Source organism: Streptomyces sp. NPDC048353 (assembly GCF_055587165.1).
In genome coordinates this window covers 186,610-207,686 of sequence record NZ_JBVJGU010000009.1, presented here as the reverse complement: position 1 = coordinate 207,686, position 21,077 = coordinate 186,610, and the positions used below count along the sequence as shown (strand labels likewise).

21 protein-coding genes are annotated in these 21,077 nt (G+C 72.8%); 17 read left to right on the top strand and 4 right to left on the bottom strand.

Annotated elements, in window-relative coordinates; genetic code table 11:
- The first annotated feature begins 44 nt into the window (after positions 1–44).
- Complete coding sequence (locus tag ACZ6RC_RS28830) at positions 45–959, top strand: DMT family transporter (RefSeq protein ID WP_469588876.1); 915 nt, start codon at positions 45–47, stop codon at positions 957–959.
- A gap of 4 nt (positions 960–963) precedes the next feature.
- Positions 964–1,545 (top strand): YdeI/OmpD-associated family protein, encoded by a 582-nt coding sequence (locus ACZ6RC_RS28825; RefSeq protein WP_469588597.1) that lies wholly within the window; start codon positions 964–966, stop codon positions 1,543–1,545.
- Positions 1,546–1,646: 101 nt separating this feature from the next.
- Here the strand turns inward: ACZ6RC_RS28825 and ACZ6RC_RS28820 are convergent, their stop codons facing one another.
- Positions 1,647–1,943 carry an antibiotic biosynthesis monooxygenase gene (locus tag ACZ6RC_RS28820; protein ID WP_391136401.1) on the bottom strand — a complete coding sequence of 99 codons (297 nt, stop codon included), beginning with the start codon at positions 1,941–1,943 and terminating at the stop codon, positions 1,647–1,649.
- A 186-nt stretch (positions 1,944–2,129) separates the two neighbouring features.
- Between ACZ6RC_RS28820 and ACZ6RC_RS28815 the strand changes: the two genes are divergently transcribed.
- The 4 genes from ACZ6RC_RS28815 (at position 2,130) to ACZ6RC_RS28800 (ending at position 7,488) form a co-directional block, all read left to right on the top strand.
- On the top strand, positions 2,130–2,987 hold the full coding sequence (locus ACZ6RC_RS28815) for a hypothetical protein (RefSeq protein WP_469588592.1): 858 nt from the start codon (positions 2,130–2,132) through the stop codon (positions 2,985–2,987).
- Positions 2,988–3,216: 229 nt separating this feature from the next.
- Positions 3,217–4,020, top strand: a complete 804-nt coding sequence (locus tag ACZ6RC_RS28810; RefSeq protein WP_391136394.1) for an endonuclease I family protein — start codon at positions 3,217–3,219, stop codon at positions 4,018–4,020.
- Positions 4,021–4,173: 153 nt separating this feature from the next.
- Positions 4,174–6,447: a protein kinase domain-containing protein gene (locus tag ACZ6RC_RS28805; protein WP_469588589.1), complete on the top strand. Its 2,274-nt coding sequence runs from the start codon at positions 4,174–4,176 to the stop codon at positions 6,445–6,447.
- 114 nt (positions 6,448–6,561) lie between these two features.
- Positions 6,562–7,488 carry a LysR family transcriptional regulator gene (locus ACZ6RC_RS28800; RefSeq protein ID WP_469588587.1) on the top strand — a complete coding sequence of 309 codons (927 nt, stop codon included), beginning with the start codon at positions 6,562–6,564 and terminating at the stop codon, positions 7,486–7,488.
- A gap of 500 nt (positions 7,489–7,988) precedes the next feature.
- Here the strand turns inward: ACZ6RC_RS28800 and ACZ6RC_RS28795 are convergent, their stop codons facing one another.
- A complete protein-coding gene (locus ACZ6RC_RS28795) occupies positions 7,989–8,402 on the bottom strand; it encodes a hypothetical protein (protein ID WP_469588585.1) in 414 nt (137 codons plus the stop codon).
- Positions 8,403–9,477: 1,075 nt separating this feature from the next.
- On the opposite strand from ACZ6RC_RS28795, the gene ACZ6RC_RS28790 reads away from it, so the two are divergent.
- The 5 genes from ACZ6RC_RS28790 to ACZ6RC_RS28770 all read left to right on the top strand — a co-directional run bounded on the left by ACZ6RC_RS28790 (position 9,478) and on the right by ACZ6RC_RS28770 (position 14,370).
- The gene (locus ACZ6RC_RS28790; protein ID WP_469588581.1) at positions 9,478–10,050 is read left to right on the top strand and encodes a hypothetical protein; all 573 of its coding nucleotides are present in this window, start codon (positions 9,478–9,480) and stop codon (positions 10,048–10,050) included.
- A 1,511-nt stretch (positions 10,051–11,561) separates the two neighbouring features.
- Complete coding sequence (locus tag ACZ6RC_RS28785; protein ID WP_469588578.1) at positions 11,562–11,867, top strand: outer membrane protein assembly factor BamB family protein; 306 nt, start codon at positions 11,562–11,564, stop codon at positions 11,865–11,867.
- Positions 11,868–12,066: 199 nt separating this feature from the next.
- Positions 12,067–12,213, top strand: a complete 147-nt coding sequence (locus ACZ6RC_RS28780; protein ID WP_469588575.1) for a hypothetical protein — start codon at positions 12,067–12,069, stop codon at positions 12,211–12,213.
- Positions 12,214–12,297: 84 nt separating this feature from the next.
- Complete coding sequence (locus ACZ6RC_RS28775; RefSeq protein ID WP_469588573.1) at positions 12,298–12,747, top strand: hypothetical protein; 450 nt, start codon at positions 12,298–12,300, stop codon at positions 12,745–12,747.
- 219 nt (positions 12,748–12,966) lie between these two features.
- On the top strand, positions 12,967–14,370 hold the full coding sequence (locus ACZ6RC_RS28770; RefSeq protein WP_469588570.1) for a carbohydrate-binding protein: 1,404 nt from the start codon (positions 12,967–12,969) through the stop codon (positions 14,368–14,370).
- A 93-nt stretch (positions 14,371–14,463) separates the two neighbouring features.
- Here the strand turns inward: ACZ6RC_RS28770 and ACZ6RC_RS28765 are convergent, their stop codons facing one another.
- Complete coding sequence (locus ACZ6RC_RS28765) at positions 14,464–15,426, bottom strand: ArsR/SmtB family transcription factor (protein WP_391136368.1); 963 nt, start codon at positions 15,424–15,426, stop codon at positions 14,464–14,466.
- A 67-nt stretch (positions 15,427–15,493) separates the two neighbouring features.
- On the opposite strand from ACZ6RC_RS28765, the gene ACZ6RC_RS28760 reads away from it, so the two are divergent.
- From ACZ6RC_RS28760 to ACZ6RC_RS28745, 4 genes are all read left to right on the top strand, one after another.
- Entirely contained in the window at positions 15,494–16,351 is an 858-nt protein-coding gene (locus ACZ6RC_RS28760; protein ID WP_469588567.1) for an alpha/beta fold hydrolase, read from the top strand.
- 116 nt (positions 16,352–16,467) lie between these two features.
- On the top strand, positions 16,468–16,770 hold the full coding sequence (locus tag ACZ6RC_RS28755) for an ArsR/SmtB family transcription factor (RefSeq protein WP_453619152.1): 303 nt from the start codon (positions 16,468–16,470) through the stop codon (positions 16,768–16,770).
- On the top strand, positions 16,767–17,159 hold the full coding sequence (locus ACZ6RC_RS28750; protein ID WP_391136359.1) for a VOC family protein: 393 nt from the start codon (positions 16,767–16,769) through the stop codon (positions 17,157–17,159). The genes ACZ6RC_RS28755 and ACZ6RC_RS28750 overlap by 4 nt, the downstream gene beginning before the upstream one ends.
- 116 nt (positions 17,160–17,275) lie before the next feature.
- A complete protein-coding gene (locus tag ACZ6RC_RS28745) occupies positions 17,276–18,691 on the top strand; it encodes an amidase (RefSeq protein WP_469588562.1) in 1,416 nt (471 codons plus the stop codon).
- A gap of 43 nt (positions 18,692–18,734) precedes the next feature.
- On the opposite strand, the gene ACZ6RC_RS28740 is transcribed toward ACZ6RC_RS28745, so the two are convergent.
- Positions 18,735–19,862, bottom strand: a complete 1,128-nt coding sequence (locus tag ACZ6RC_RS28740; protein WP_469588559.1) for an Lrp/AsnC family transcriptional regulator — start codon at positions 19,860–19,862, stop codon at positions 18,735–18,737.
- Positions 19,863–19,966: 104 nt separating this feature from the next.
- Between ACZ6RC_RS28740 and ACZ6RC_RS28735 the strand changes: the two genes are divergently transcribed.
- Positions 19,967–20,356, top strand: a complete 390-nt coding sequence (locus ACZ6RC_RS28735; RefSeq protein ID WP_469588556.1) for a VOC family protein — start codon at positions 19,967–19,969, stop codon at positions 20,354–20,356.
- Between the two features lie 168 nt (positions 20,357–20,524).
- On the top strand, positions 20,525–21,064 hold the full coding sequence (locus tag ACZ6RC_RS28730) for a DoxX family protein (protein ID WP_469588553.1): 540 nt from the start codon (positions 20,525–20,527) through the stop codon (positions 21,062–21,064).
- The last annotated feature ends 13 nt before the right edge of the window (positions 21,065–21,077 follow it).

Here is a 21,077-nt window from a genome sequence, read left to right as displayed (position 1 = left end):
AGGCGAACGTGAACGGTGCGGGCAGAACGTGGGCGACGGTCCGGATGGGGGTGCTCGCCCTGCTCTGGGGGTCCACCTTCCTCTGGATCGAACTGGCCCTGACAGGCCTCTCCCCGGTCCAGGTCACGCTCGCCCGCTGCGTGTTGGGCACCGGCACCCTCCTGGTGCTCTGCCTGAGGACCGGGCAGCGGCTCCCCCGGGAGCGCGCCGTCTGGGGCCGGGTCCTCGTGGCCGCCTTCTGGTGCAACGCCTTCCCGTTCGCGATGTTCAGCCTCGGCCAGCGGACCGTCGACTCCGGGGTGGCGGGGGTCCTCAACGCGACCACCCCGCTGTGGTCCCTCCTCGTCGGCATCGCCCTCGGCACGGAGCGCGGCGTCCGCCCGGTGCGCCTCGTCGGGCTGTTGCTCGGGTTCGGCGGGGTGGTGCTCATCTTCGCCCCGTGGCAGCAGGACGGGATCGTGAGTGGGGGCGCCCTCGCCATCGTCGCCGCCGCGGCCGGCTATGCCCTCGCCTTCGCCTACATGGGACGGCACCTCGTCGGCAGGGGGTACGCGACCCTCTCCCTCTCCACGGCCCAGCTCCTCGCCGCGTCCGGGCTCACCACGCTGAGCCTGCCCGCCGGGGGCCTCACACCGCCGCGCATCGACCTGACCGTCCTCGTCGCGGTGGTGGTCCTGGGGGTCTTCGCCACCGGCGTCACCTTCCACCTCACCTACCGGATCATCGCGGACGAGGGCGCCACCGACGCGGCCACCGTCGGCTATCTGCTGCCCGTGGTCTCCGTCGGCCTCGGCGCGCTCGTCCTCGACGAACCGTTCGGCCTCCGCATCGCCCTCGGCATGGCCGTGGTCCTCGTCGGAGTCGGCATGACACGACGGAGGAAACCGGCTGCGGAGGCGACCGCCCGCGCCGAGGGCCCGGTCACGGGCGAGTCGGCGAAGGGCGCGGGGATAGCCTGAGGAGATGGACCACATCGACGGGGTGGAGATCATCGCCTGCGCGGACGGAGCGGCGTTCGAAGGCTGGCTCGCCGAGCACCACGGCCGCCACGAGGGCGTGTGGATCAAGGTGGCGAAGAAGAGTTCGGGCATCCCCTCGGTCACCGCTGACGAGTTGGTCGACATCGGCCTGTGCTACGGCTGGATCTCCGGTCAACGCCGGTCCCTCGACACGCGCCACTACCTGCAGAAGTACGTGCCCCGCCGGCCCCGCAGCCTCTGGTCCCAGGTGAACGTCGAGAAGGTCGAGGCGCTGACCGCCGCCGGCCGGATGCGCGAACCGGGCCTCGCGGAAGTACGCAAGGCCCGGGCGGACGGACGGTGGGAGGCCGCGTACGCCTCGCAGCGTACGGCCACGGTGCCACCCGACCTCGCGGCGGCGCTCGCCGCCGACCCGGACGCCGGCCGGGCGTTCGAGGCGCTCGACAGGACCGGCCGCTACCAGGTGATCCTGCCGCTGCTCACGGCCGTCACGCCCAAGAGCCGGCAGGCCCGGCTCGCCCGGGCGATGGACACCCTGCGAGCGGCGGGCACCACACCGTCGTAGCCCTCGCACGGCCCGCCGGGCACCCGAGACCGAGGCCGGCCCGCCGGGCGGGGCCGGCCGCCCATGTGGCGCGCGCGCCGGGGGAGTCGGGTCCGGGGGAGTCAGGTCAGAGAGTCGCGCGTGAAGTGCCGTACCCGCAGCGGTGCGAGGAGGTACTCCTCTTCCCCGGGCAGAACCACGGGCTGGTCCCGCCAGTCCTCGCCGGCGTAGGCGACCAGGTCCTCCTCGCCGCGCCAACGGCTGACGTACAGCAGCGAGTCGGGCGGCGCGAGCAGGACCTCGTGGTCCACCAGGCCCGCATAGCGGCCGGGGAACTCGCGGACCGCGGAGACGATCAGGCGGTGGAACGCGTCGAAACGCTCGGGCCGGACGCGCGCCTCGCTCACTCGGATGATCACGGCCGCCAGCGTGCCACACGGGCGCGGGGCGTGTCTTCACCCCTGCGGCCCGTTCCGCACCGCGCCGGCGGAAGATACCGAGCGCGAGTGACAATCCGGGCATACCCCTGTGGCGGGTGCCGGACTGGTGGCACGATGGCCGGACAGACCGGTCGACGGTCGGTTCCACCATCTTCTGGGGCACTCATGAACATCTCGCTCCCGTTCCGACTCTTCGCCTCGGCGGCCGCCCTGGGCCTGTCGCTCACCGCGTGCGGTGGTTCCGGCGGGACCTCTCCCAGCGCCTCGAGAGCGACGACCGCCGCACCCGCGCCCAGCGCGCACTCCGAGAGCGCGCCACCCCCGTCCGCCTCCGCGACACCCTCGGCCCCCTCGTCCGCCGACGCGTCGGCCACGAAGAGCCCCACCGTCCCCGCGCCGCGCGGTACGCCCCCGCCGGGCACCCGGGGCCTCCACCCGATGTGGCCGTTCGCCACCCCGGCCCAGGCGCGTGCCTGGGAACGCTCCTACCGCTCGGGCGGCCACCAGCCCTGGCACCGCGACCCGGAGGCGACCGCCCTGGGCTTCACCCGGGACTACCTCGGCTTCGCGGATATCGACAAGGTCACCTCGCGTACGGTCAGCGGCCGCCACGCCCACATCGGCGTCGCGCCCAGCGGCCCGGAGGGCGGCACCGCGGCCGTGATCCACCTCGTGCGGTTCGGCACCGGTGCCGACGCCCCCTGGGAGGTCGTCGGCACCGACGACACGACCTTCTCCCTGACCGTGCCCGCGTACGGCGCGCTCGCGCGCTCCCCGCTGAACGTCGGCGGCACGATCACGGGCGTGGACGAGAGCATCCGCGTCGAGGTGCGGCAGCCCTCGTCCGAAGCCCCCTTGGGCACCTCGCCGTGCTGCACCCCCGGCGGCGGCACCGACCAGCCGTGGAACGCGCGGGTTTCCTTCTCCGGAGCCCGCGACTCCGTGCTCACCGTCGTCGCGTCGACGGGCGGCCACGTCGCCGAGGTCGAACGCTTCACCGTCACGGCCCTGCGCGTCCGCTGAACCCGCCCCGGCGAGGGGAGCCGCCGGCCCCGCCCCGCCCCGCTCATGGGGCGGGCGGGGCCGGCGGTCGCATATGCGAGAACGTCATGGAAAAGCCTTCTCCGCGTTACGCCCGATTCCCCACCCCCGTGCCACTCTCCCGATGACACGACGTCAACACGCGTAGAGCGCCGTGCCGTCCCCGCGGCACGGCGTTCCGCTGCGTGCAGTCCCCGGGAAAGGGCCCCCCATGTCCGTTGCGCAGATTGGCAGATGGAAGGCGTGGACGGCCGGCATAGCCGCCGTCCTCGTCGGCCTCACCCTTCCTTCGGTCACCGCGACCCCCGCGAGCGCCACGACCACCGCCTACGACAGCACGTACTACAAGAACGCGATCGGCAAGACCGGGACCAGCCTCAAGAGCTCGCTGCACACGATCATCAGCAGCCAGACCAGGATCTCGTACGACGCCGTCTGGAACGCGCTGAAGGTCACCGACCAGGACCCCCGCAACAGCGCCAACGTCGTCCTGCTGTACAGCGGCACCTCACGGAGCAAGTCCCTCAACGGCGGCGACGTGGGCGACTGGAACCGCGAGCACGTCTGGGCCCAGTCGCACGGCGGCTTCGGCACCTCGGCCGGCCCCGGGACCGACCTGCACCACCTTCGGGCGGCTGACGTGCAGGTCAACGGCGTCCGCGGCAACAAGGACTTCGACCGGGGCGGCAGCCCGGTCAGCGGCGCCTCCGGCAGCTACACCGACAGCAACTCCTTCGAGCCGCGCGACGCCGACAAGGGCGACGTCGCCCGCATGATCCTCTACATGGCCGTCCGCTACGAAGGCGACGACGCCTGGGCCGACCTGGAGCCCAACGACTCGACCACCAACGGCAGCGTGCCTTACCACGGCCGCCTCTCCGTCCTGAAGCAGTGGAACGAGCAGGATCCGCCGAGCGCCTTCGAGGAGCGCCGCAACGACATCGTGTACTCCACGTACCAGGGCAACCGGAACCCGTTCATCGACCACCCGGAGTGGGTCGAGGCGATCTGGTAGACCCCGCGGGACGTACGCTGGGCTCGCCGCCGACCGGGGAGCCCGGCCGCAGGCCACGAGCCCGCCGGAGGCCCCCGGCTTGACTGCCGTGCGCCGCGACGGGTAGTCAATGGCCTGACCCTCGTGAAGGGGGGCGGAACGGGGGACATACGCATGAAGCCACTGGAACCGGGGGATCCCACCTCGGTCGGCGACGGCAGATACCAGCTGACCCACCGGCTCGGCCAGGGCGGCATGGGCGTGGTCTACCTCGGCCGTTCCCCCTCGGGGCGCGCGGTGGCCGTGAAGGTCGTACGGCCCGAGCTGAGCACCGAACCCGGCTTCCGGCGCCGGTTCGCCGACGAGGTGGCGGCCGCGCGCCGGGTGGGCGGCTTCCACACGGCCTCGGTGGTGGACGCCGATCCCGAGGGCGACCCGGCCTGGCTGGTGACCGCGTTCGTGCCGGGCCCCACGCTGGCCGCCGTCCTCGCGCGCGTCGGCTCCCTGCCGGAGGACACCCTCACCGTCCTGGCCGCCGGGCTCGCCGAGGCCCTGGAGGCGATCCACCGGGCCGGTGTGATCCACCGCGACCTCAAGCCGGCGAACATCATCGTCGCCGAGGACGGCCCCCGGGTCATCGACTTCGGCATCGCGCGCGCCCTCGACGGGACGACGCTGACGCGCACCGGGTTCCAGGTGGGCACCCCCGGCTTCCTCTCTCCCGAGCAGCTCACCCGGGGCACGGTCACCCCGGCCGTCGACGTCTTCGCGCTGGGTGTGGTGCTCGCGCAGGCCGCGGGTGGCTCGCCGTTCGGCGACGGGCCGTCCGCGGCCCGTCTGTACCAGGTCGTCCACGAGGACCCTGACCTGACCGCCGTGCCCGACGCGCTGCGGGACCTGGTCGCCGACTGCCTGTCCAAGGACCCGGCGACCCGGCCCACCCCGACGGACTGCCTCCGGCGTCTGACGGTCCGGCACCGGGACGGCGGCGACTGGCTCCCGGACGCGGCCACGGCGCTGCTACCCCGGCGCGATCCGGCGCCCGTCGACCCGCGGACGCCCGCCGCCCCGGAGGACGCGCGGACGCCGGTCGCCCCGGAGGACCCGCGCGCCTCCCTCGCGGCCGCCGCACCCGTACGGACCGGGACGCCGCGTCCGGAGACGGCCCGGCCGGCGCCCGTACGGCAGGAATCCGAGCCGGCCGAGCCCGTACCGACGGAGAACGGAGCGGCCGGACCCGTACCGACAGGGCACGGAGCGCCCGCTTTCGACGCGACGACCCCTTCCGTCCGGAGCGCTACCGCACCGACCGGTTCCGCACCGACCGTTTCCGCCTCGAGCGTCGCCGAACGGACCGTTCCCGGACCGGCCGGGAACGAGTCCGTGCGGGTCGAGGCTCCGCGGACGGACGCTCTGCCGGCCGAGCTCGTACGGACCGTCGACGGACCCGCCGGACAGCGGCGGACGGGTCGGCGCCGGGTCGGTCCGGTCGTGGTCGGCGTGGTCGTGGCGCTGGCCACGGCCGGGGTACTGGTCTGGCAGCCCTGGTCCGGCCAGACGGGGCGGAGCGACAAGGGCGCCGGAACCGGCGGACCGTCGCCCTCCTCGACCCCCGCCCCCTTCCCCACGCAGCCGATGCTGATCCGCCAGGACACCGCCCCGGGCTGGCCGGGCACGTGTCACGGCGTCATCGCCCGCCGTGACCCGGGGGCCGATGCGCCCGTCCGTCTGATCGCCGACGACGACACCTGCTCGGTCCTGCCGCAGTGGTCCCCGGACCGGCGCTTCATCGCCTACACGCGGATCACCCCGGAAGGCCAGGCCGTCTGGACGGCGCGCGCCGACGGCAGCGAGCCGCGGCGGCGCGCGTCCATCGCCGGCGGCCGGGTCTCCTGGTCACCCGACGGCACGCGGCTCGCGGTGCTCCGGAAGGCGAACGGCGTCCAGCAGCTGTTCACGATCGACCTCGCCACCGGGACCGCCGAGCAGGTGACCACCGGAACCGCGCGCGTCGAGGACCCCGCCTGGTCGCCGGACGGCAAGCGGATCGCCGTCTGTCTGGAGGCCGGCAAGGGCAACTGGCAGATCCACGTGGTGGATCCGGCCGCCCCGGGCACCGCCCCCCGGCAGGTGACCCGGCTGCCGCACCAGGCGCTGGACCCGGTCTGGTCGCCCGACGGGCGCTCGTTCGCCTACACCGCGGGCCGGTACGGCAAGGGCTCGCAGGGCGACATCCACGTGGTCGCCGCCGACGGCACGGGCGACCGCGCCGTGGTGGCGACCGGCGTCCACGAGATGGACCCGACGTGGTCCCCGGACGGCGCCTGGCTCGCCTTCGTCCGTGGGCCCTACGAGCAGCCCTGGATCTGGGCCGTCCGCCGGGACGGCACCGAACCGCGCTCGCTGACCGCCGGCACCACCGCCGAGGGACACCCCAACTGGCGTTGACGCCCCCGCCCCCAGCGGTATCCCACCGCCCGGGCAGGCGCGCTCTCCCCACGCCGATCGTCCGACCGCGCATTTGGTCTGGACCTATGGGGGGAGCGGGGTCAAGCTCTGCGTATGGATTTGGAGCTGCGGCACCTCAAGACGATCCGGGCCATCGCGGAGGCCGGGAGTCTCACCCGCGCCGCCACCGCGCTCGGCCTGGCGCAGCCCGCGCTCAGTGCCCAGCTCAAACGGATCGAGCGGGCGCTCGGCGGGGTGCTGTTCGAGCGCGGACGGGAGGGGGTGCGGGCCACCGCCCTCGGCGACCTGGTGCTCGACCGGGCCCGGGTGGTGCTCCCCGCCGTCTGCGAACTGCAGGAGGAGGCGGTGCGGTTCGCCCGGGACGGGGCGGACGGCTACCGCCTCGGCGGCACGCACGGACCGCTGCTCGGCGGGCTGGTCGACCGGCTTGCGCGGACCGAGCCCGAGGCGTCGGTCAGCACGCACACGTCCTGGTCGGAACGGGAGATCGCGCGCGGAGTGGCCGCGGGGCGGCTCGACTTCGCCCTTGTCGGCGTCTGCGGCGAGAGTGGCCCCTTCGACGCGGACCGGCTGGCCTGGGCGGAGGTCGCGCGCGATCCGGTGTACGTGATGCTTCCCACCGCCCACCCGCTGGCCCGCAGGACCGAACTCCCGCTGGCCGAACTGGCCGGGGAGGCGTGGACCGACGTGCCGGGTGACGGCTGCTTCGGGGACTGCTTCGCCGCCGCGTGCGTACGGGCGGGCTTCACCCCGGCCCGGGTCTACGAGACGGACACCGCGTCCTGCGTCCACCTGGTACAAGTCGGCCGCGCCGTCGGCCTCTGCCGCGCCACCTTCCCCGCCACCCCCGGCCTCGTGACCCGCCCGCTGGCCGGGGCCCCGCTCGTCTGGCGCCACCTGCTGGGCTGGCACCCCGAAGGCCGCGCGGCCGGCCGGGCCCCCACCGTCCTCCAGCACGCCCGGGACGCCCATAGCGAGGCACTGACCCGCAGCGCGGGCCGTGCGACCGGCGCGAAGTGACTTTTCCGCCGACGCCGGCCTGCTCACGGGCGACGCCGTGCACGTTCGGCCGATAGAACTTGCGATGACGCCGGCGAGGTCGGTCCGCTCGTCGTACCAAAGTCCGAGTTCGGCGATCCACTCCTGGCGAGCTGTGGCCCCGGCGGGGTGGCTGGTCAGGTCGCCGACCAGTCAGCTCGTTTCTGGATCCAGAAAGCGTAGTTCCAGCGGGCTTCTGCCTGGTCAGAGGCGTCCTGGATGCTACGTCGGGCCTTAAGTTTCAGTGGTGTAGCCGATCGTCAAGGTTGGCTGACGAGGGTCGTCGTCTTCGTTGTCGGTGAGGAAGGAGACAGCGTAGATGTCGTCGGCAACCGGGACTCCCTTGTCTTCGCTACCGACTCTTCAGGCGGCCATCAGGTCGACGACCTGCCCGACCGGTGCCTCCTCGCCCGCGGCTGGCTGCGGCCTATGGTGGCTGTTCCTTCGCGTCGATGACCTCGACCAGGCCTTGCGGGATCGATCTAAGCCAGAGCTTCGTACAGCTGACGAGCCCCTCGGGCAACGCAATCGTCATCCTCCCGTGAAAGCTCCTCGCACAACCTGATCGCTTCATCCCGGTCCTGGGAGAAGATGCGGAAGACATCCGCGATTGCGGTGTGGATCCACTCCTCGTGATCTGAGTCGGCGATTGCCAACGCGGACGCGACGGCCGTCAGCCCAGCCCTGTCGTTTCGCCGCAGCAGGGCTTCTGTGGTCACCCTGGTGACGAAGGTGTCACCAGGGTCGAGCACGAGCTCCAGCAGCAGTTCAAGGGCCACCGGCATCTCGGCAAACCCTGCCAGGCCGCGACCGGCATCAGCCCGGTCCCGGTAGTCGTGACTTCGCCCGAGTTCAGCCAGCGCCTCGACAGCGGCGCGCCGCGACTCCCAGTTCACTTGCCTGTTCACTCCCGCCTGGACTTCCGCGCAAAGTACCACCGAGCTGTCCGGGCGGTGATCGCCAGGACGGCTCTGACCACCACCGATCGCGTGCGCAGGGCTAAGCAGCCGGTCGCCGGCGCACTCACGTATCGGACCGTCTCACGAACCGGCGGCGGGCGGCGTAGATCGGAAGGATGCTGACGCCTCCGGTGGAACCGATGCTGGCCGAGGCCCGCGAGATCGTCCCCGGTCCGGGGCGCTTCCTGGCGGGCTGGCGGTCGAAGCGAAGTTCGACGGCTTGCGCGCGCTGCTGTTCACCCCGGCCCGGCCCGGCGGGCCGACGCTGTCGCAGTCACGGCGCGGCGCCCTGTTCCAGGACCGCTCCCCGGACCTGGCCACCGCGGCGGCCCAGCTGCCCGAGGGCTGGGTCCTGGACGGCGTCATGCGACCTGTACAGGTGTGCAGCTCCTGGGTGTCTCCGGCAGCGCACCTCCGTAGACAAGGCACCGTCGTCGCCGAGGCGTCGCCACTCCGCCTCTGTCAGATCCCCCCGGCGAGTCATACAAGAGCCGATAAATCAGTGGGAGGCGTGGGTGCGGTCAGCACCTGCGATGCCACCACGCCAACTCAGGGTCTGACATCGGCTCGTGATGCGTTCGCCAAAGGAGCACCATGTCCAGGCGCTCCACCTGCACCCGTAGTTCGCCGGCGGCCCCTGACGGAAGCATGTACAGAGCGTCTCGCAGCTTGTCCCGGGCCCACCCCGCACCACAGCACGGACAGGCGAACTCGGCCTCCCATTGCCTCCACCGGCGCTTGGTGCCGTGGACGCGCACGGACCACACGCTCAGCGCCACTGCCACGATGCCCGGAGACAATCGCTCCCGTTCGAGGACACGGACGGCGGCATTCGCCGCTCCCGACAAACCTGGGACATCGCGATACCGCACCCAGGGTCTTCCCCAGCCGCGTTCCCGCGACCGAAGTGAAGCTGGTGTTCTACGCGGCACGGCCCCTTCGGATGCAAGTCATGGATGGCATCCTCCCACAGTCCAAGATCGGCCGGACAGAACCTAGTACGGTTCCTCGAGTGGATGATCAGCGTCTTCAGGATGGAGCGGGTCTCCAACTGGGCAGCGAGCAGGCTGCCGTGCGTGACGCCGCTATGGCCGAGCGGGCCGCGCAGGAGAGGACCGTGTTCGCGTGCGCTGCCTGCGGCGTTGTGCTGACAGGGCCGTTGAAGCGTCTGCCGGCGGTGCCGGAGGCTCCCGACTACGCCTGGTGGGAGGCGGAGGAAATGGGGCCGTCGCCGGCCACTGTGCCGTCCGGCTGCTACGCGATCGAGACGGAACCGTACGGCCCGCCTCTCGTCGTTGCCGAGGTACCCGGCCCGGTGATGCCACGGCACGGAACTCGCTACAACAGCGAAGGGCAGCCACTGGTCTCGCAGGGGGCACAAGGCAATATCGTCATGAACCCGGACGACTGCCGCGGGTTGACGACGCGGCACGTCTCCGCCGCCTGCTGCGGAGCGACCCCCGATGGGGGACTGAATCAGATCTGCGCGTGCGGGACGCTAGTCGCGACCCTCTGCTCTGACTGCTGCCTGCCCTATGAGCTGCACCTCTCGCCTGACCACGTGCGGGCTCTGTCATCTCCCTGACCCGGCTCCGACCTGACTGAGAGCCTGCGCGCCGCGATGTGAGTCAGAACCGTATCTCGCCTGTGAGCCCTCCGTCAGCGGTTGGATTGCAGGTTCTCAGTCCCTCGGGGCTGGCTTGAGGCGGGTCCGTCCGATGGCTCATCCTGCCGCCAGAGGGGTGCCCGGGCTGCCACAGGGCTGCGCATCTCCCGCAAGGTCTTCCACGCCCGCCGTGACGAAAGTACCGTCGAGACGGTCCACGGCCCTGCCCAGCATCCGGACGCGACGGTCACCACCGCGGGAGATGCTCGCCGGTGTAACCCCAGGCGGCCTGACCCTCTGCAAAACGATAAAGGCCGTGCCGCGACGGCAGCCGGCGACCGCGAGGCTCTGCGCAGGCTGCCGGGCCTCTGCCGGCCCTGCGTGCCCGTGAGGCAGACTGACCTGTGCGCACGTACGCGTACGCGAGTCAGCCCACCATGGGCTTCGGATCGCCTGGCCGCGCGCGGATCCCTACGATGGGCGGGGCCGCCTGGCGCAGAGAGCTCCTGCGGCGCCTGCGGGTGAGGATGCCGCCGGGGGCGGCGGACACGCTGTGTTTGGGGTGCCGTTCGGGGCTGATCTTGCATGACCGTTAGACCATGCGTCCAAGGCGTGCTCGGCAACGGGCCGTTCGCCGAGCTGGGGCACCCGGAAGTGGCCATCGCCGACGATCACTCACTGTTGGTCGCTGCCGGTGGGGACCTTGGGGATCTCCACTGGAGCGGCAGTCCGGCCACAGACTGGACGTGGACTGGGTACCGCATAGGGATCTACCAGCGGGACAGCCTGCGATGCCTGCACCTGGTCCGATCTCAGTACCCCGTGCGGTCTCTCGCCTTTTACCCCGCATTGCCTCTGCTGACTGTCGGAACGGACGCTACGACGGCGGTCACTCTTACGACGGCGAACTGTTGCTCATCCGCCTGGATGCCGGCACCATCGTGTCCGCATTGCCGTCCGGGCGGGAAGTTCTCACGGTCGAATGGCTCAGCCGGACGGAACTGCGTCTACTCCTCGCGCCATGCGACGACTCGAGCAACCCGCTCGCGCACGAGCAAGGGCATGCAGCCGTTGTCACGTGCACCGACTGGTACGACGTCGGACAGGGGGCCATCACCTCCAAGGAACTGGCCGCACCTGCAGAGCCGGTTGTCCGGTTGGACCCAGTCGTGAGGCACGCCGCCTCCTGGCCGATCTTGCCGCGGCGACTGGTCAACGCTGATACGCACGTCGACGGGTATGGGATGTCAAGGGGCTGGAGGACGGCCGGGTGCTGGCCGCTCTCGACGGGACCCTGGTGGAGGTGGGGCCCCGGCGCCCGTACGCCTTGGTCGCCACTGATCCGGACGAGCGTCAGGACACGTGGGTCACCGCCTTGGGAGCCGGTGGGACACGGTGCCGACTCCTTCCCCACTCCTAGGAGCCGACGGAACACTATTTCGGCGGTCCGGCGGTCCGGCGGTCCGGCGGTCGAGGTCGGGCGGTCCCTGGTGTACGCCGGCACCGCGCACCCTGGACGTGAGTCGCAACCCGGTGGCGTCTACGTCGTTCGACGATTCCTGAGCGGCGCCCGGCAGTGGGAACACCGCTCCGATCACCCTGCCATCCATACCGACGGCGAAACGGTCTGCGTGGCCTACAGCTCCGGTGCCCTCGCGGCCCTGGACGCCGACGACGGCTCGCTGCTCTGGCGCACGAATATCGAGGTTGATGGCGTGCCCACGGTTGCCCTGTCGCTTGCCGTTGTGCCCCGAGACCATTTGCTCGTGGGGACCGTCGACGGCCGAATCCTGTAGTACGCGGTCGGGCTCTGATCCGGTCGCCACGCACACGGACCGCTGTGGGCGCGGCAGTGTCCCCCGGCCGGAGGGAAGAACGGAATACCGCGCAGGTAGCTCCCTCTTGGACTAGTCATACTTCCCGAGTGGAGAAGCAAGCTGCGGAGGCGGCGCGGCGCTGGCTGGCCGATCAGGGCGTCATTCAGGTGCGCGACGGGTGGGTGAGCGACGAGAAACGGACGCGGTGCTCACGGCCGGCCAGGTGGCGCACTCCTATGCCGCCGATGTGTTCGCCGAGGACGTGGAGGCTGCCGACCAGGTGCAGCTGGCCTTCGGACTGCTGGACCTCCTCGACGAGTACTGAGTCACCTACGAGATCCGAATCGCGGACGACAGTGAGGAAGGCCCCCTGCCGGCCGACGCGCTGTGGAACGGCTACCGGCAGCGGTTGGAGGCGGAGTCGGACGCCGAGACCGTCACCTACTCACTGTGGGTGGACTGGTTCGAGGACCACACAACCTCGGACACGGCCTTCGCCGAGGTACTCGGCAGAGACATCGAGCGCGTCGTGGCCGACCGGTCGGAAGCCCTGATCCGGCGAGCCCGTCGTGTCCTGGAGTGCTCAGGCCCGGTGCGCTGGGCCGTGAAGGAGCCGACGTACCGCACCGCCATGCGGGTCCCTGCCCTGCACCATGCCGTCTTCAGGGGCCTTCTGACGAGCTTCCACGACCTCTACGGCGATCTGGAGCCGGTCGCCGCGCTGGCTCTCCTCGACCAGTTGGCTCTGCCGATGAACACTCAGCACCGTGCCGAACTGCACCATGTGCTCACCGCGGGGCACAGGAACCACTGCCGGAGCTCCGGCGCCTGGGAGACTGCGGTGCACTCCTGCTTCTGAGTCGGGGCTGGCGTGCCACAGGAACACCGGCCATGCCGATTCCGCTGGCTACGGTGCAACGGAAGATTGCGATCGCGGAACGTGCGCCCGCGCGACTCGGGATCGGGGCGAGCGACGGAGCCATAACGCGGTGTCAGGGGAGGAACGGCATCTGCCGCGCGCCTCCCGTCCTCCCTACGGTTCCGGCAGAACCCCCACCGAGACCGAGGAGACATCCCCATGCTCCGACGACACGCGCGCACGGCGTGTACCGCCCTGGTCGCCGCCGGCTTGATGCTGGCCGGCCTCCAGGCCGGGTCCGCCACGGCCGCGCCGCCGCCGAGACCGCACGACACCGGGGCCGCCGCCCAGGGCCAGGGACAAGGGGCCGGCGTCCGGTCCGCCGCGGAAGCGCTCGGCGCCGGTTCCGCCCGGCCGGAGCTCCTTCGCGCCCTGGAGCGCGACCTCGGCCTGACACCCGCTCAGGCCCGGGCCCGGCTCGCCAACGAAGCCGAGGCGGGGGCGACCGCCGCCGGGCTCCGCCAGGCGCTGGGCACCGCGTTCGCCGGGGCGTGGGTCGACGGCGCCGAGGCCGGCCGCCTGACCGTGGCCACCACCCGGGCCGCGGACGCGGCCGCGATACGGGCGGCCGGGGCCGAAGCCCGGCTCGTGACGCGCGGCCTGGCCGACCTCGAACGGGCCAGGGCGTCCCTGGACCGCGCGGCGACCGCCGCGACCCCGGTCCGCTACGTCGACGTCCGCGCCAACCTCCTGGTCGTCGAAGAGGTCCGGCCCGGAGCCGGCGCGCGCCTCCTCGCGGACACCGGTGTGCGCCGGGACCTCGTACGGGTCGTCGGTGCCTCCGCCGCACCCCGCCCGCTGTACGACATCCGAGGCGGCGACGCGTACTACATGGGCGGTGGAGGCCGCTGCTCCGTCGGCTTCACCGTCACCCGGGGCACCACGCAGGGCTTCGCGACCGCCGGCCACTGCGGCCGCGCCGGCACCAGCACCAGCGGATACAACCAGGTCGCCCAAGGCAGCTTCCAGGGCTCCGTCTTCCCCGGCAACGACATGGCCTGGGTCGCCACCAACGCCAACTGGACCGCCACGCCGTACGTCAAGGGCTCCGGCGGGGCGAACACCCAGGTCACCGGGTCCGTCCTGCAGCCCGTCGGCGCGTCGGTGTGCCGCTCGGGGTCGACCACCGGCTGGCACTGCGGCACGATCCAACAGCACAACACCAGCGTCACCTACCCCGAGGGCACCATCTCGGGCGTGACCCGCACGACCGTCTGCGCCGAGCCCGGCGACTCCGGCGGCGCGTACATCTCGGGCAGTCAGGCGCAGGGGGTGACCTCCGGCGGATCCGGAAACTGCTCCAGTGGAGGCACGACCTTCTTCCAGCCGCTGAACCCGCTGCTGCAGAACTACGGCCTGACGCTGAAGACCACCGGTACCGATCCCGGTCCCGGCCCGGGGCCCGGCGAGCCGGAGCCGGGCGGCACCTGGTCGGCCGGCAAGGTCTACGCGGCGGGGGCCGTCGTCACGTACGGCGGCGCGAGCTACCGCTGCCTCCAGGGCCACCAGGCCCAGACCGGATGGGAACCGCCCGTGGTCCCCGCCCTGTGGCAGCGCGTCTGACGGTGACCGAGGCCCGTGGCGGGACCCGGACCCCGGGCCCCGCCACCGGGGCCCGCCACCGGGGCGCGCCCGCCGAGGGCCGGTCCGGCACCGTCAGGGGCCGCCGCCCAGCAGGTGGGTCGCCCGTTCCGTGCGCAGGTGGAGGGCGGTGCGGCCGCTGCGCTGCGTCGACACCAGGCCCGCCCCGCGGAGCGCGCCGAGGTGCTGGGAGACCGCGCTCGGGGTGATGCCGAGGCGGCCGGCCAGGGCAGGCGTCGTCAGGGGTTCGGCCAGGGCGGTGAGCAGAGCCGTCCGCGTACGGCCGAGGACCGGGGCGAGGCCCGCCAGGGTCGGTGGGGGTGCCTCCCAGAGCAGTCCGACGCCGACCGCCGGGTAGCGGATCGACGCGGCCGCGACCGGTGCCTTGTCGACGCCCACGTGCGGCCAGTTGAAGACGCTGGGCAGCAGGACCAGGCCGTGCCCGCGGGTGTCCACCGTATGCGCCGGGTGTCCGGTGCGCCGGCCGTGCACCACCAACTGGTCGCCGTCCCAGGCGATGTCCGGGTGCAGCTCGGCGAACAGGGCCTGCACCCCGCCGTCCACGAGCGTGAGCGCCCGCCGGCCGAGGTCGGCTTCCAGCACCGCGCGCATCCGCTCCCACTGGGGCGCGATCAGCGCGTCGTGGCAGCGGCGCAGCGCCTCCGCCAGCCGGGGCAGCACCGCCGCCGGTTCGGGGGTCTCCTCGGCGGACAGACCCAGGACCGCGCCGTACTCCCGCCGAAAGAAGCCCTCTTCCGTCGCCCGCAGCCGCTCCAGCTCCGCCTCCGCCGACGGCAGCCGCTCGGCCGGCACCGGGAAGAGGAACGAGGGCATCGGCCCGGCGATGAGCGCTCGCAGCAGCGGCAGGTCACGCTCGTCCGCGAGCGTCGGACGCGCCCGGCGCGCCCACGGCCGATGGACGGCGTGGCCGCCCGTGCCCAGGAGGATCCGCAGCGCCAGCACCGTCTCGCCCAGCGGCGAGAGGGCGAACCGCACCTTCGCGACCGCCTCCGCCGTGAACCTGATCCCGACCGCCATCCCATCCCATCATGTAGCTGTGGCTCAACGATAGGCCGGTCGCGCGGCCTCGCCCAGGCTGGCCCGCATGGAACTCTTCACCGCGTACGACGGAACCGAACTCGCCTGCCACGTGCGCGGCGAGGGCCCCGCCCTGCTCTGCCTGCCCGGCGGGCCGATGCAGGACTCCGTCTACCTCGGCGACCTCGGCGGCCTGACCGCCCACCGTCGGCTGATCATGCCGGACCTGCGGGGCACCGGGCGTTCCGCGCGGCCGGCGGACCCGGGGACGTACCGCTGCGACCGGCTCGTCGACGACGTGGAAGCCCTGCGCGCCCACCTCGGGCTCGACCGGATGGACGTCCTCGCGCATTCGGCCGGCGCGAACCTGGCGGCGCTCTACGCGAGCCGCCACCCGGAGCGCGTCGACCGGCTCCTGCTGATCACGCCGAGCGTCATGGCCGCCGGGATGACGATCACGGGCGAGGACCGGCTCCGGGCCGCACGGCTCCGCGAGGGCGAGCCGTGGTTCCCGCGCGCGTTCGCCGCTCTGGAGTCGATCGTGACCGGCCGCGCGGCCGCCGACGCCTGGGAGGCGGTCGCCCCGTTCTGGTACGGACGCTGGGACGCGGCGGCGGCCGCCCATCGGGCCGCCGAGGACGGGCAGCGGAACGCCGAGGCCGCGGCGGTCTTCGCTTCCGACGGGGCCTTCGACCCGGACGCCACCCGCGCGGCGCTCGGGCGCCTCGCGTCGCCGGTGCTGGTGCTCGCGGGCGAGGTGGACCCGGCGGCCCCTCCCCGGGCCCTGGCCGAACTCGTCGCCCTCTTCCCGTACGCGGAGCCGGCCGTCCAGCCGAAGGCCGGTCACTTCCCGTGGCTCGACGACCCGGAGCGGTTCGTGGCGACGATCACCGCCTTTCTGGCGCGGGCCGACGCCGACCGCTGACGCCGCCGATCGGAGCGTGGCGGCGGTCGGTGGGGCGGGGAGGCGGCGGGCGATGGGCCGGGACGCGCCGCGCTCCCGACTTGATAGGCAAGTGAATGTTTGCCTATCGTGGAGTCGTGGCCGACGACGTGTTCAAAGCCCTGGCCGACCCGACCCGTCGCACCATCCTCGACGAGCTGACCGAGAAGTCCGGGCAGACACTGTTCGAGATCTGCTCGCGACTGACCATGAAGCACCGGCTCGGCCTCTCGCGCCAGGCGATCTCCCAGCACCTCGCCGTGCTGGAGGCCGCCGGGCTCGTGGAGACCAGGCGGGAGGGCCGCTACAAATTCCACGACCTCAACACGGCCCCGCTGCGCCGGATCACCGAGCGGTGGCTCAAGCCCGACGTACCCGGACCGGAAGAGAGCACCCCATGAGAATCCATATGACCAGCGTCTTCGTCGACGACCAGGCCAAGGCCCTGCGCTTCTACACCGAGATCCTCGGCTTCGTGAAGAAGTACGACGTCCCGATCGGCGAGAAGGACCGGTGGCTGACCGTCGTCTCGCCCGAGAACCCCGGCGGCACCGAGCTCCTGCTGGAGCCCGTCGGCCACCCGGTCGCCAAGATCTACCGCGACACGCTCGTCGCGGACGGCATCCCGCTCGCCCAGTTCGCCGTCGACGACGTGACAGCGGAGTACGAGCGCCTGAGCGGCCTCGGCGTGCGCTTCCTCCAGGAGCCTCAGGAAATGGGCCCCGTCACCACCGCCGTCTTCGACGACACCTGCGGCAACCTCATCCAGATCGCCACACAGCCGGAGTAGTCCGGCACGCCGATCGGCAGTTCACCCGTACACCTGAACGGCCGCCTCCCCGCGTGTTACCTATGGGTAAGTCATGGTGACGAGAGACGATCGACACGGCTGGGGCTGAGAAGACGGTGACGACTTTCGAGGAACGGACCACGGTGCACGCCTTCCGGGACGACGCCCTGGGGGAGCACGACGCCGTCGGTCTCGCCGAGGCGATCCGCCGAGGCGAGGTCGGCGCCGCCGAGGCGGCCCGGGACGCCGCCGAGCGGGTGCGGAGCGTGGAGGAGCGCCTCCACGCCGTCCAGACCCACGTCGACGCCCCGGCGCCCGCCCCGGGAGCGGGCGGCGTCTTCTACGGCGTGCCGACCTTCGTCAAGGACAACACCGACTTTCTCGGGCTGCCCACCGGCCACGGCAGCGCGGCCTTCACCCCGAGGGCCGCGCGCCGGCACGCGCCGTTCGCCCGGCAGCTCCTGAGCAGCGGCGTCACCGTCCTCGGCAAGACCCGGCTGCCGGAGTTCGGGTTCAGCCCGACGACCGAGTACGAGGGCGCCGAGCCGGTCCGCAACCCGTGGAACACCGGCTATTCGGCCGGTGGTTCGTCGGGCGGCAGCGCCGCGCTCGTCGCCGCCGGAGCGGTGCCGATCGCGCACGCCAACGACGGCGGCGGCTCGATCCGCATTCCCGCCGCCTGCTGCGGACTCGTCGGCCTCAAACCGACCCGGGGGCGGGTCGTGCCGAACGCGCAGAGCCGGCAGCTTCCGCTCGACATCGTCACCGACGGCATCGTCAGCCGCTCCGTGCGGGACACCGCCACCTTCCTCGCCGCCGCCGAGACCCACTGGCGCAATCCGAAGCTGCCGCCCCTGGGCCTGGTCGAAGGGCCCTCGCAGCGACGGCTGCGCATCGGGTTCCTCGTCGACTCCCCGAACGGCGTCCCCACCGACGCCGCCACCCGGGCGGCGGTCACGGAGACCGTCACGACGCTCGAACGGCTCGGGCACACCGTGGAACCCGTCGAGCTGGACCTGGACCCCCGCTTCACCGAGGACTTCCTCGTCTACTGGGGCATGCTGTCCTTCCTCCTCGGCGTCACCGGCCGCACCCTCGGCGCCGACTTCGACCGCCGCCGCATGGACGGCCTCAGCCGGGGACTGCGCGAGGCATACGTGCGGGAGTGGCGGCGCACCCCCGGCGTGCTGCGGAGGCTGAAGCGTACGAGCCAGGCGTACGCGGCGGCGTTCCGCGGGCTCGACCTCGTGCTGACCCCCGTGCTCGCCCACACCACGCCGCCGATCGGCCACCTCGGACCGGACGTCCCCTACGCGACGCTCATCGAGCGGATCCTCGCCTACGTGGCGTTCACGCCGGTCAACAACGTCGTCGGCAATCCGTCGCTCTCCCTGCCCGCCCCGGGCGCCACGGAAGACGGGCTGCCCGTCGGCGTCCTGTTCTCCGGCCGCCCCGGCAAGGAGCGGACGCTCCTTGAGCTCGCCTTCGAGCTGGAGGCCGACCGGCCCTTCCGACGCATCCAGGACGTGTGACCCGCGCCGCGACACTCCACGCGGAGCCGTCGCGGCGCGGCCGTCACCTCCGGCGGGCGGGCCGGGAGGCGGCCGGTCGCCGCGCCGGCGACACGGAACGACGGGGGCGCTCCGCCGCCGGCAGGAGGAGCGGCCCCGCCCGCTTGGCGCGGCGCTGGACGAGGGCGGTCTCCACCCGGCCGATGCCCGGCAGCGCCGCCAGGTCGCCCGCCAGGTAGGCGTAGAGGGCGGCCGTGTCACGGCACTGGACCATGGCGAAGACCGACGCCCGGCCGGTCGTGACGGCGGCGAAGGCGACCGCGCTGTGCCGGGACAGCGCCTCGGTCACCTCGGCCAGCGCGGCCGGGGACACCTCCAGCCACAGCAGCGCCTCCACCGGGAAACCGAAGTGGGACGGGCTCACGTCCACCTCGAAGTGCAGCACCCCGGCGGCCCGCAGGCCGGCCACGCGGCGGCGCACGGTCGAGGCCGACCATCCGGTGACGGCGGCCAGCCGTGCCACCTCCGCCCGGCCGTCCAGCGCCAGTTCGCCCGCCAGCCGCGCCTCCGCCTCACCCCAGGAGCCGGGAGCCTCGCCGGGGCCGGTCGCCTCACCGCCGCCGGAAGGCTCGCGCGCGCCTGTTCCGCCGCCGGGGCCCGGCCCGTCGCCGAGGGCCGGTGCTTCGGCCGAGCCGAGGAGGGCTGCCCGTTCGGACGCGTCCAGCGCGCTCGTACGGCCCGTCCAGCCGCCGACCCCGGCGACCGGACGCAGCACGCAGCCGGCCTCCACGTCCCGGATCCCCGGCGTCCGGAGCAGATCGTCGAAGAGCCCGCGTCCGTCCGCCGATCCGGCGCCGGGGGTGCGGACCATGCACGTCAGCCGCGTCCCGCCGGCGAGCGGGGCGATCCACGACGTGTCGTCCCGCTGCGCGAGGGCCGCGGTCAGCGCGTCGGCGGCGTCCGGCGCGCAGTCGATACGGACGAACCAGTCGAGCATCCCGATCCGTCCGCTGTCGACCAGCCCGACCACCCGCACCACCAGGGCCGACCGCAGCCGGTGATAGCGGCGGGCGGCGGTCCGCTCCGGGACCCCCAGGACGGCGCCGATCCTGCTGAACGACGCCCGCCCGTCGATCTGCAGAGCGTGGATCAGACGACGGTCCAGCGCGTCGAGCGTGACGGATCGCGTCATCAGGTCCCCCTCCGATGTCCGATCCCGTGCATCCCGGGGACTGTACAGCGCGCGGGGGAGCACCGGGCAGGACGCTGGCGGCGACCACCGCAGAAAGGCAGATCATGTTGACCGTCCTTCCCATCAGATACGTGGCCGACGTCGAAGCGTCCCGGGACTTCTACGCCGGTCTTGGGCTGACGTTCCGGCAGGAGCCCGGAGCCGCCGTCTGGGTCCGGCTGGCCGCCGGCGGCGGCGCCGTCGGGATCCACGCCGCCGCCGTCTCGAAGGGGCGGCGGCCGGGGGCCACCGAACTGGACTTCACGACCGACGAGCCGCTGGAGGAGGTGGCGAAGCGTCTCGAACGCGACGGCTACCCCTACGAGCTCTTCGAGGAGGACTTCGGCCACAGCATCCGGGTGACCGACCCGGACGGGGTCGTCGTGCAGATCCAGCACATCGACCCGGACACCGTGCGGAGGTCGGCCGCGGCCCTGGCCGGCGACTCCGTCTGACCGGCGGGCGAGGGGGATCCCCCTGGTACGGCCCCGCCCCCCTCGCCCGCCCCTCCCGCCCACCCCGTACCCACCGGTCGCGGAGCCCCGACACCTCGGCGAGCCCGTCGGCACCTCCACGCCGCGGGTCCGACCGCCGCCCCTTCGTCATCGCAGGAAGACCTCGACATGGAACCGCTCGTCACACTCGTCGCCGTCACCGGCCTGCTGCTGCTCGCCGGGGCGACACACGTCCCATGGGCCGCCCGCCTCCGCGGGCCGGTCGTCGCCCTGCGGGGCGGGCTGGCCGCCATGTTCACCCTCACCGCGGGCGCGCACTTCGTCGGCATGCGCGACGAACTGATCGCCATGGTGCCGCCCGCCCTGCCCGCGCCGGGGCTCCTCGTCACCCTGACCGGCATCGCCGAACTCGGCTGCGCCCTGGCCTTGTTGTGGTCCCGGACCGCCCGGGCGTCGGCCGCCGTGCTCACCGCGATGCTGATCGGGATGTTTCCCGCCAATGTGTACGCCGCCGGCGGCGACGTGCCCTGGTGGGACGAGCTCGGCCCGCGCACGGCCACGCAGCTCGTCTTCCTCGCGGCCACCGTCACCGTCCTCGTCCGCCACCGCCACCGCCATCGCCACCGCCCTCGCCGGACGGTCGCGGCGACGGCGGCGGAACCCCCGGCCGGCACTGCGCCGCCCGCCCCGGGCCGGAACAGCCCCTGAAGGACCTCACGGT

Bases quoted from the DNA above. Each gene is read 5' to 3' on its own strand.
- ACZ6RC_RS28830 (WP_469588876.1), top strand. From the start codon at position 45: ATGGGGGTGCTCGCCCTGCTCTGGGGGTCCACCTTCCTCTGGATCGAA.
- ACZ6RC_RS28825 (WP_469588597.1), top strand. From the start codon at position 964: ATGGACCACATCGACGGGGTGGAGATCATCGCCTGCGCGGACGGAGCG.
- ACZ6RC_RS28815 (WP_469588592.1), top strand. From the start codon at position 2,130: ATGAACATCTCGCTCCCGTTCCGACTCTTCGCCTCGGCGGCCGCCCTG.
- ACZ6RC_RS28810 (WP_391136394.1), top strand. From the start codon at position 3,217: ATGTCCGTTGCGCAGATTGGCAGATGGAAGGCGTGGACGGCCGGCATA.
- ACZ6RC_RS28805 (WP_469588589.1), top strand. From the start codon at position 4,174: ATGAAGCCACTGGAACCGGGGGATCCCACCTCGGTCGGCGACGGCAGA.
- ACZ6RC_RS28800 (WP_469588587.1), top strand. From the start codon at position 6,562: ATGGATTTGGAGCTGCGGCACCTCAAGACGATCCGGGCCATCGCGGAG.
- ACZ6RC_RS28770 (WP_469588570.1), top strand. From the start codon at position 12,967: ATGCTCCGACGACACGCGCGCACGGCGTGTACCGCCCTGGTCGCCGCC.
- ACZ6RC_RS28765 (WP_391136368.1), bottom strand. From the start codon at position 15,426: ATGGCGGTCGGGATCAGGTTCACGGCGGAGGCGGTCGCGAAGGTGCGG.
- ACZ6RC_RS28760 (WP_469588567.1), top strand. From the start codon at position 15,494: ATGGAACTCTTCACCGCGTACGACGGAACCGAACTCGCCTGCCACGTG.
- ACZ6RC_RS28750 (WP_391136359.1), top strand. From the start codon at position 16,767: ATGAGAATCCATATGACCAGCGTCTTCGTCGACGACCAGGCCAAGGCC.
- ACZ6RC_RS28740 (WP_469588559.1), bottom strand. From the start codon at position 19,862: ATGACGCGATCCGTCACGCTCGACGCGCTGGACCGTCGTCTGATCCAC.
- ACZ6RC_RS28735 (WP_469588556.1), top strand. From the start codon at position 19,967: ATGTTGACCGTCCTTCCCATCAGATACGTGGCCGACGTCGAAGCGTCC.
- ACZ6RC_RS28730 (WP_469588553.1), top strand. From the start codon at position 20,525: ATGGAACCGCTCGTCACACTCGTCGCCGTCACCGGCCTGCTGCTGCTC.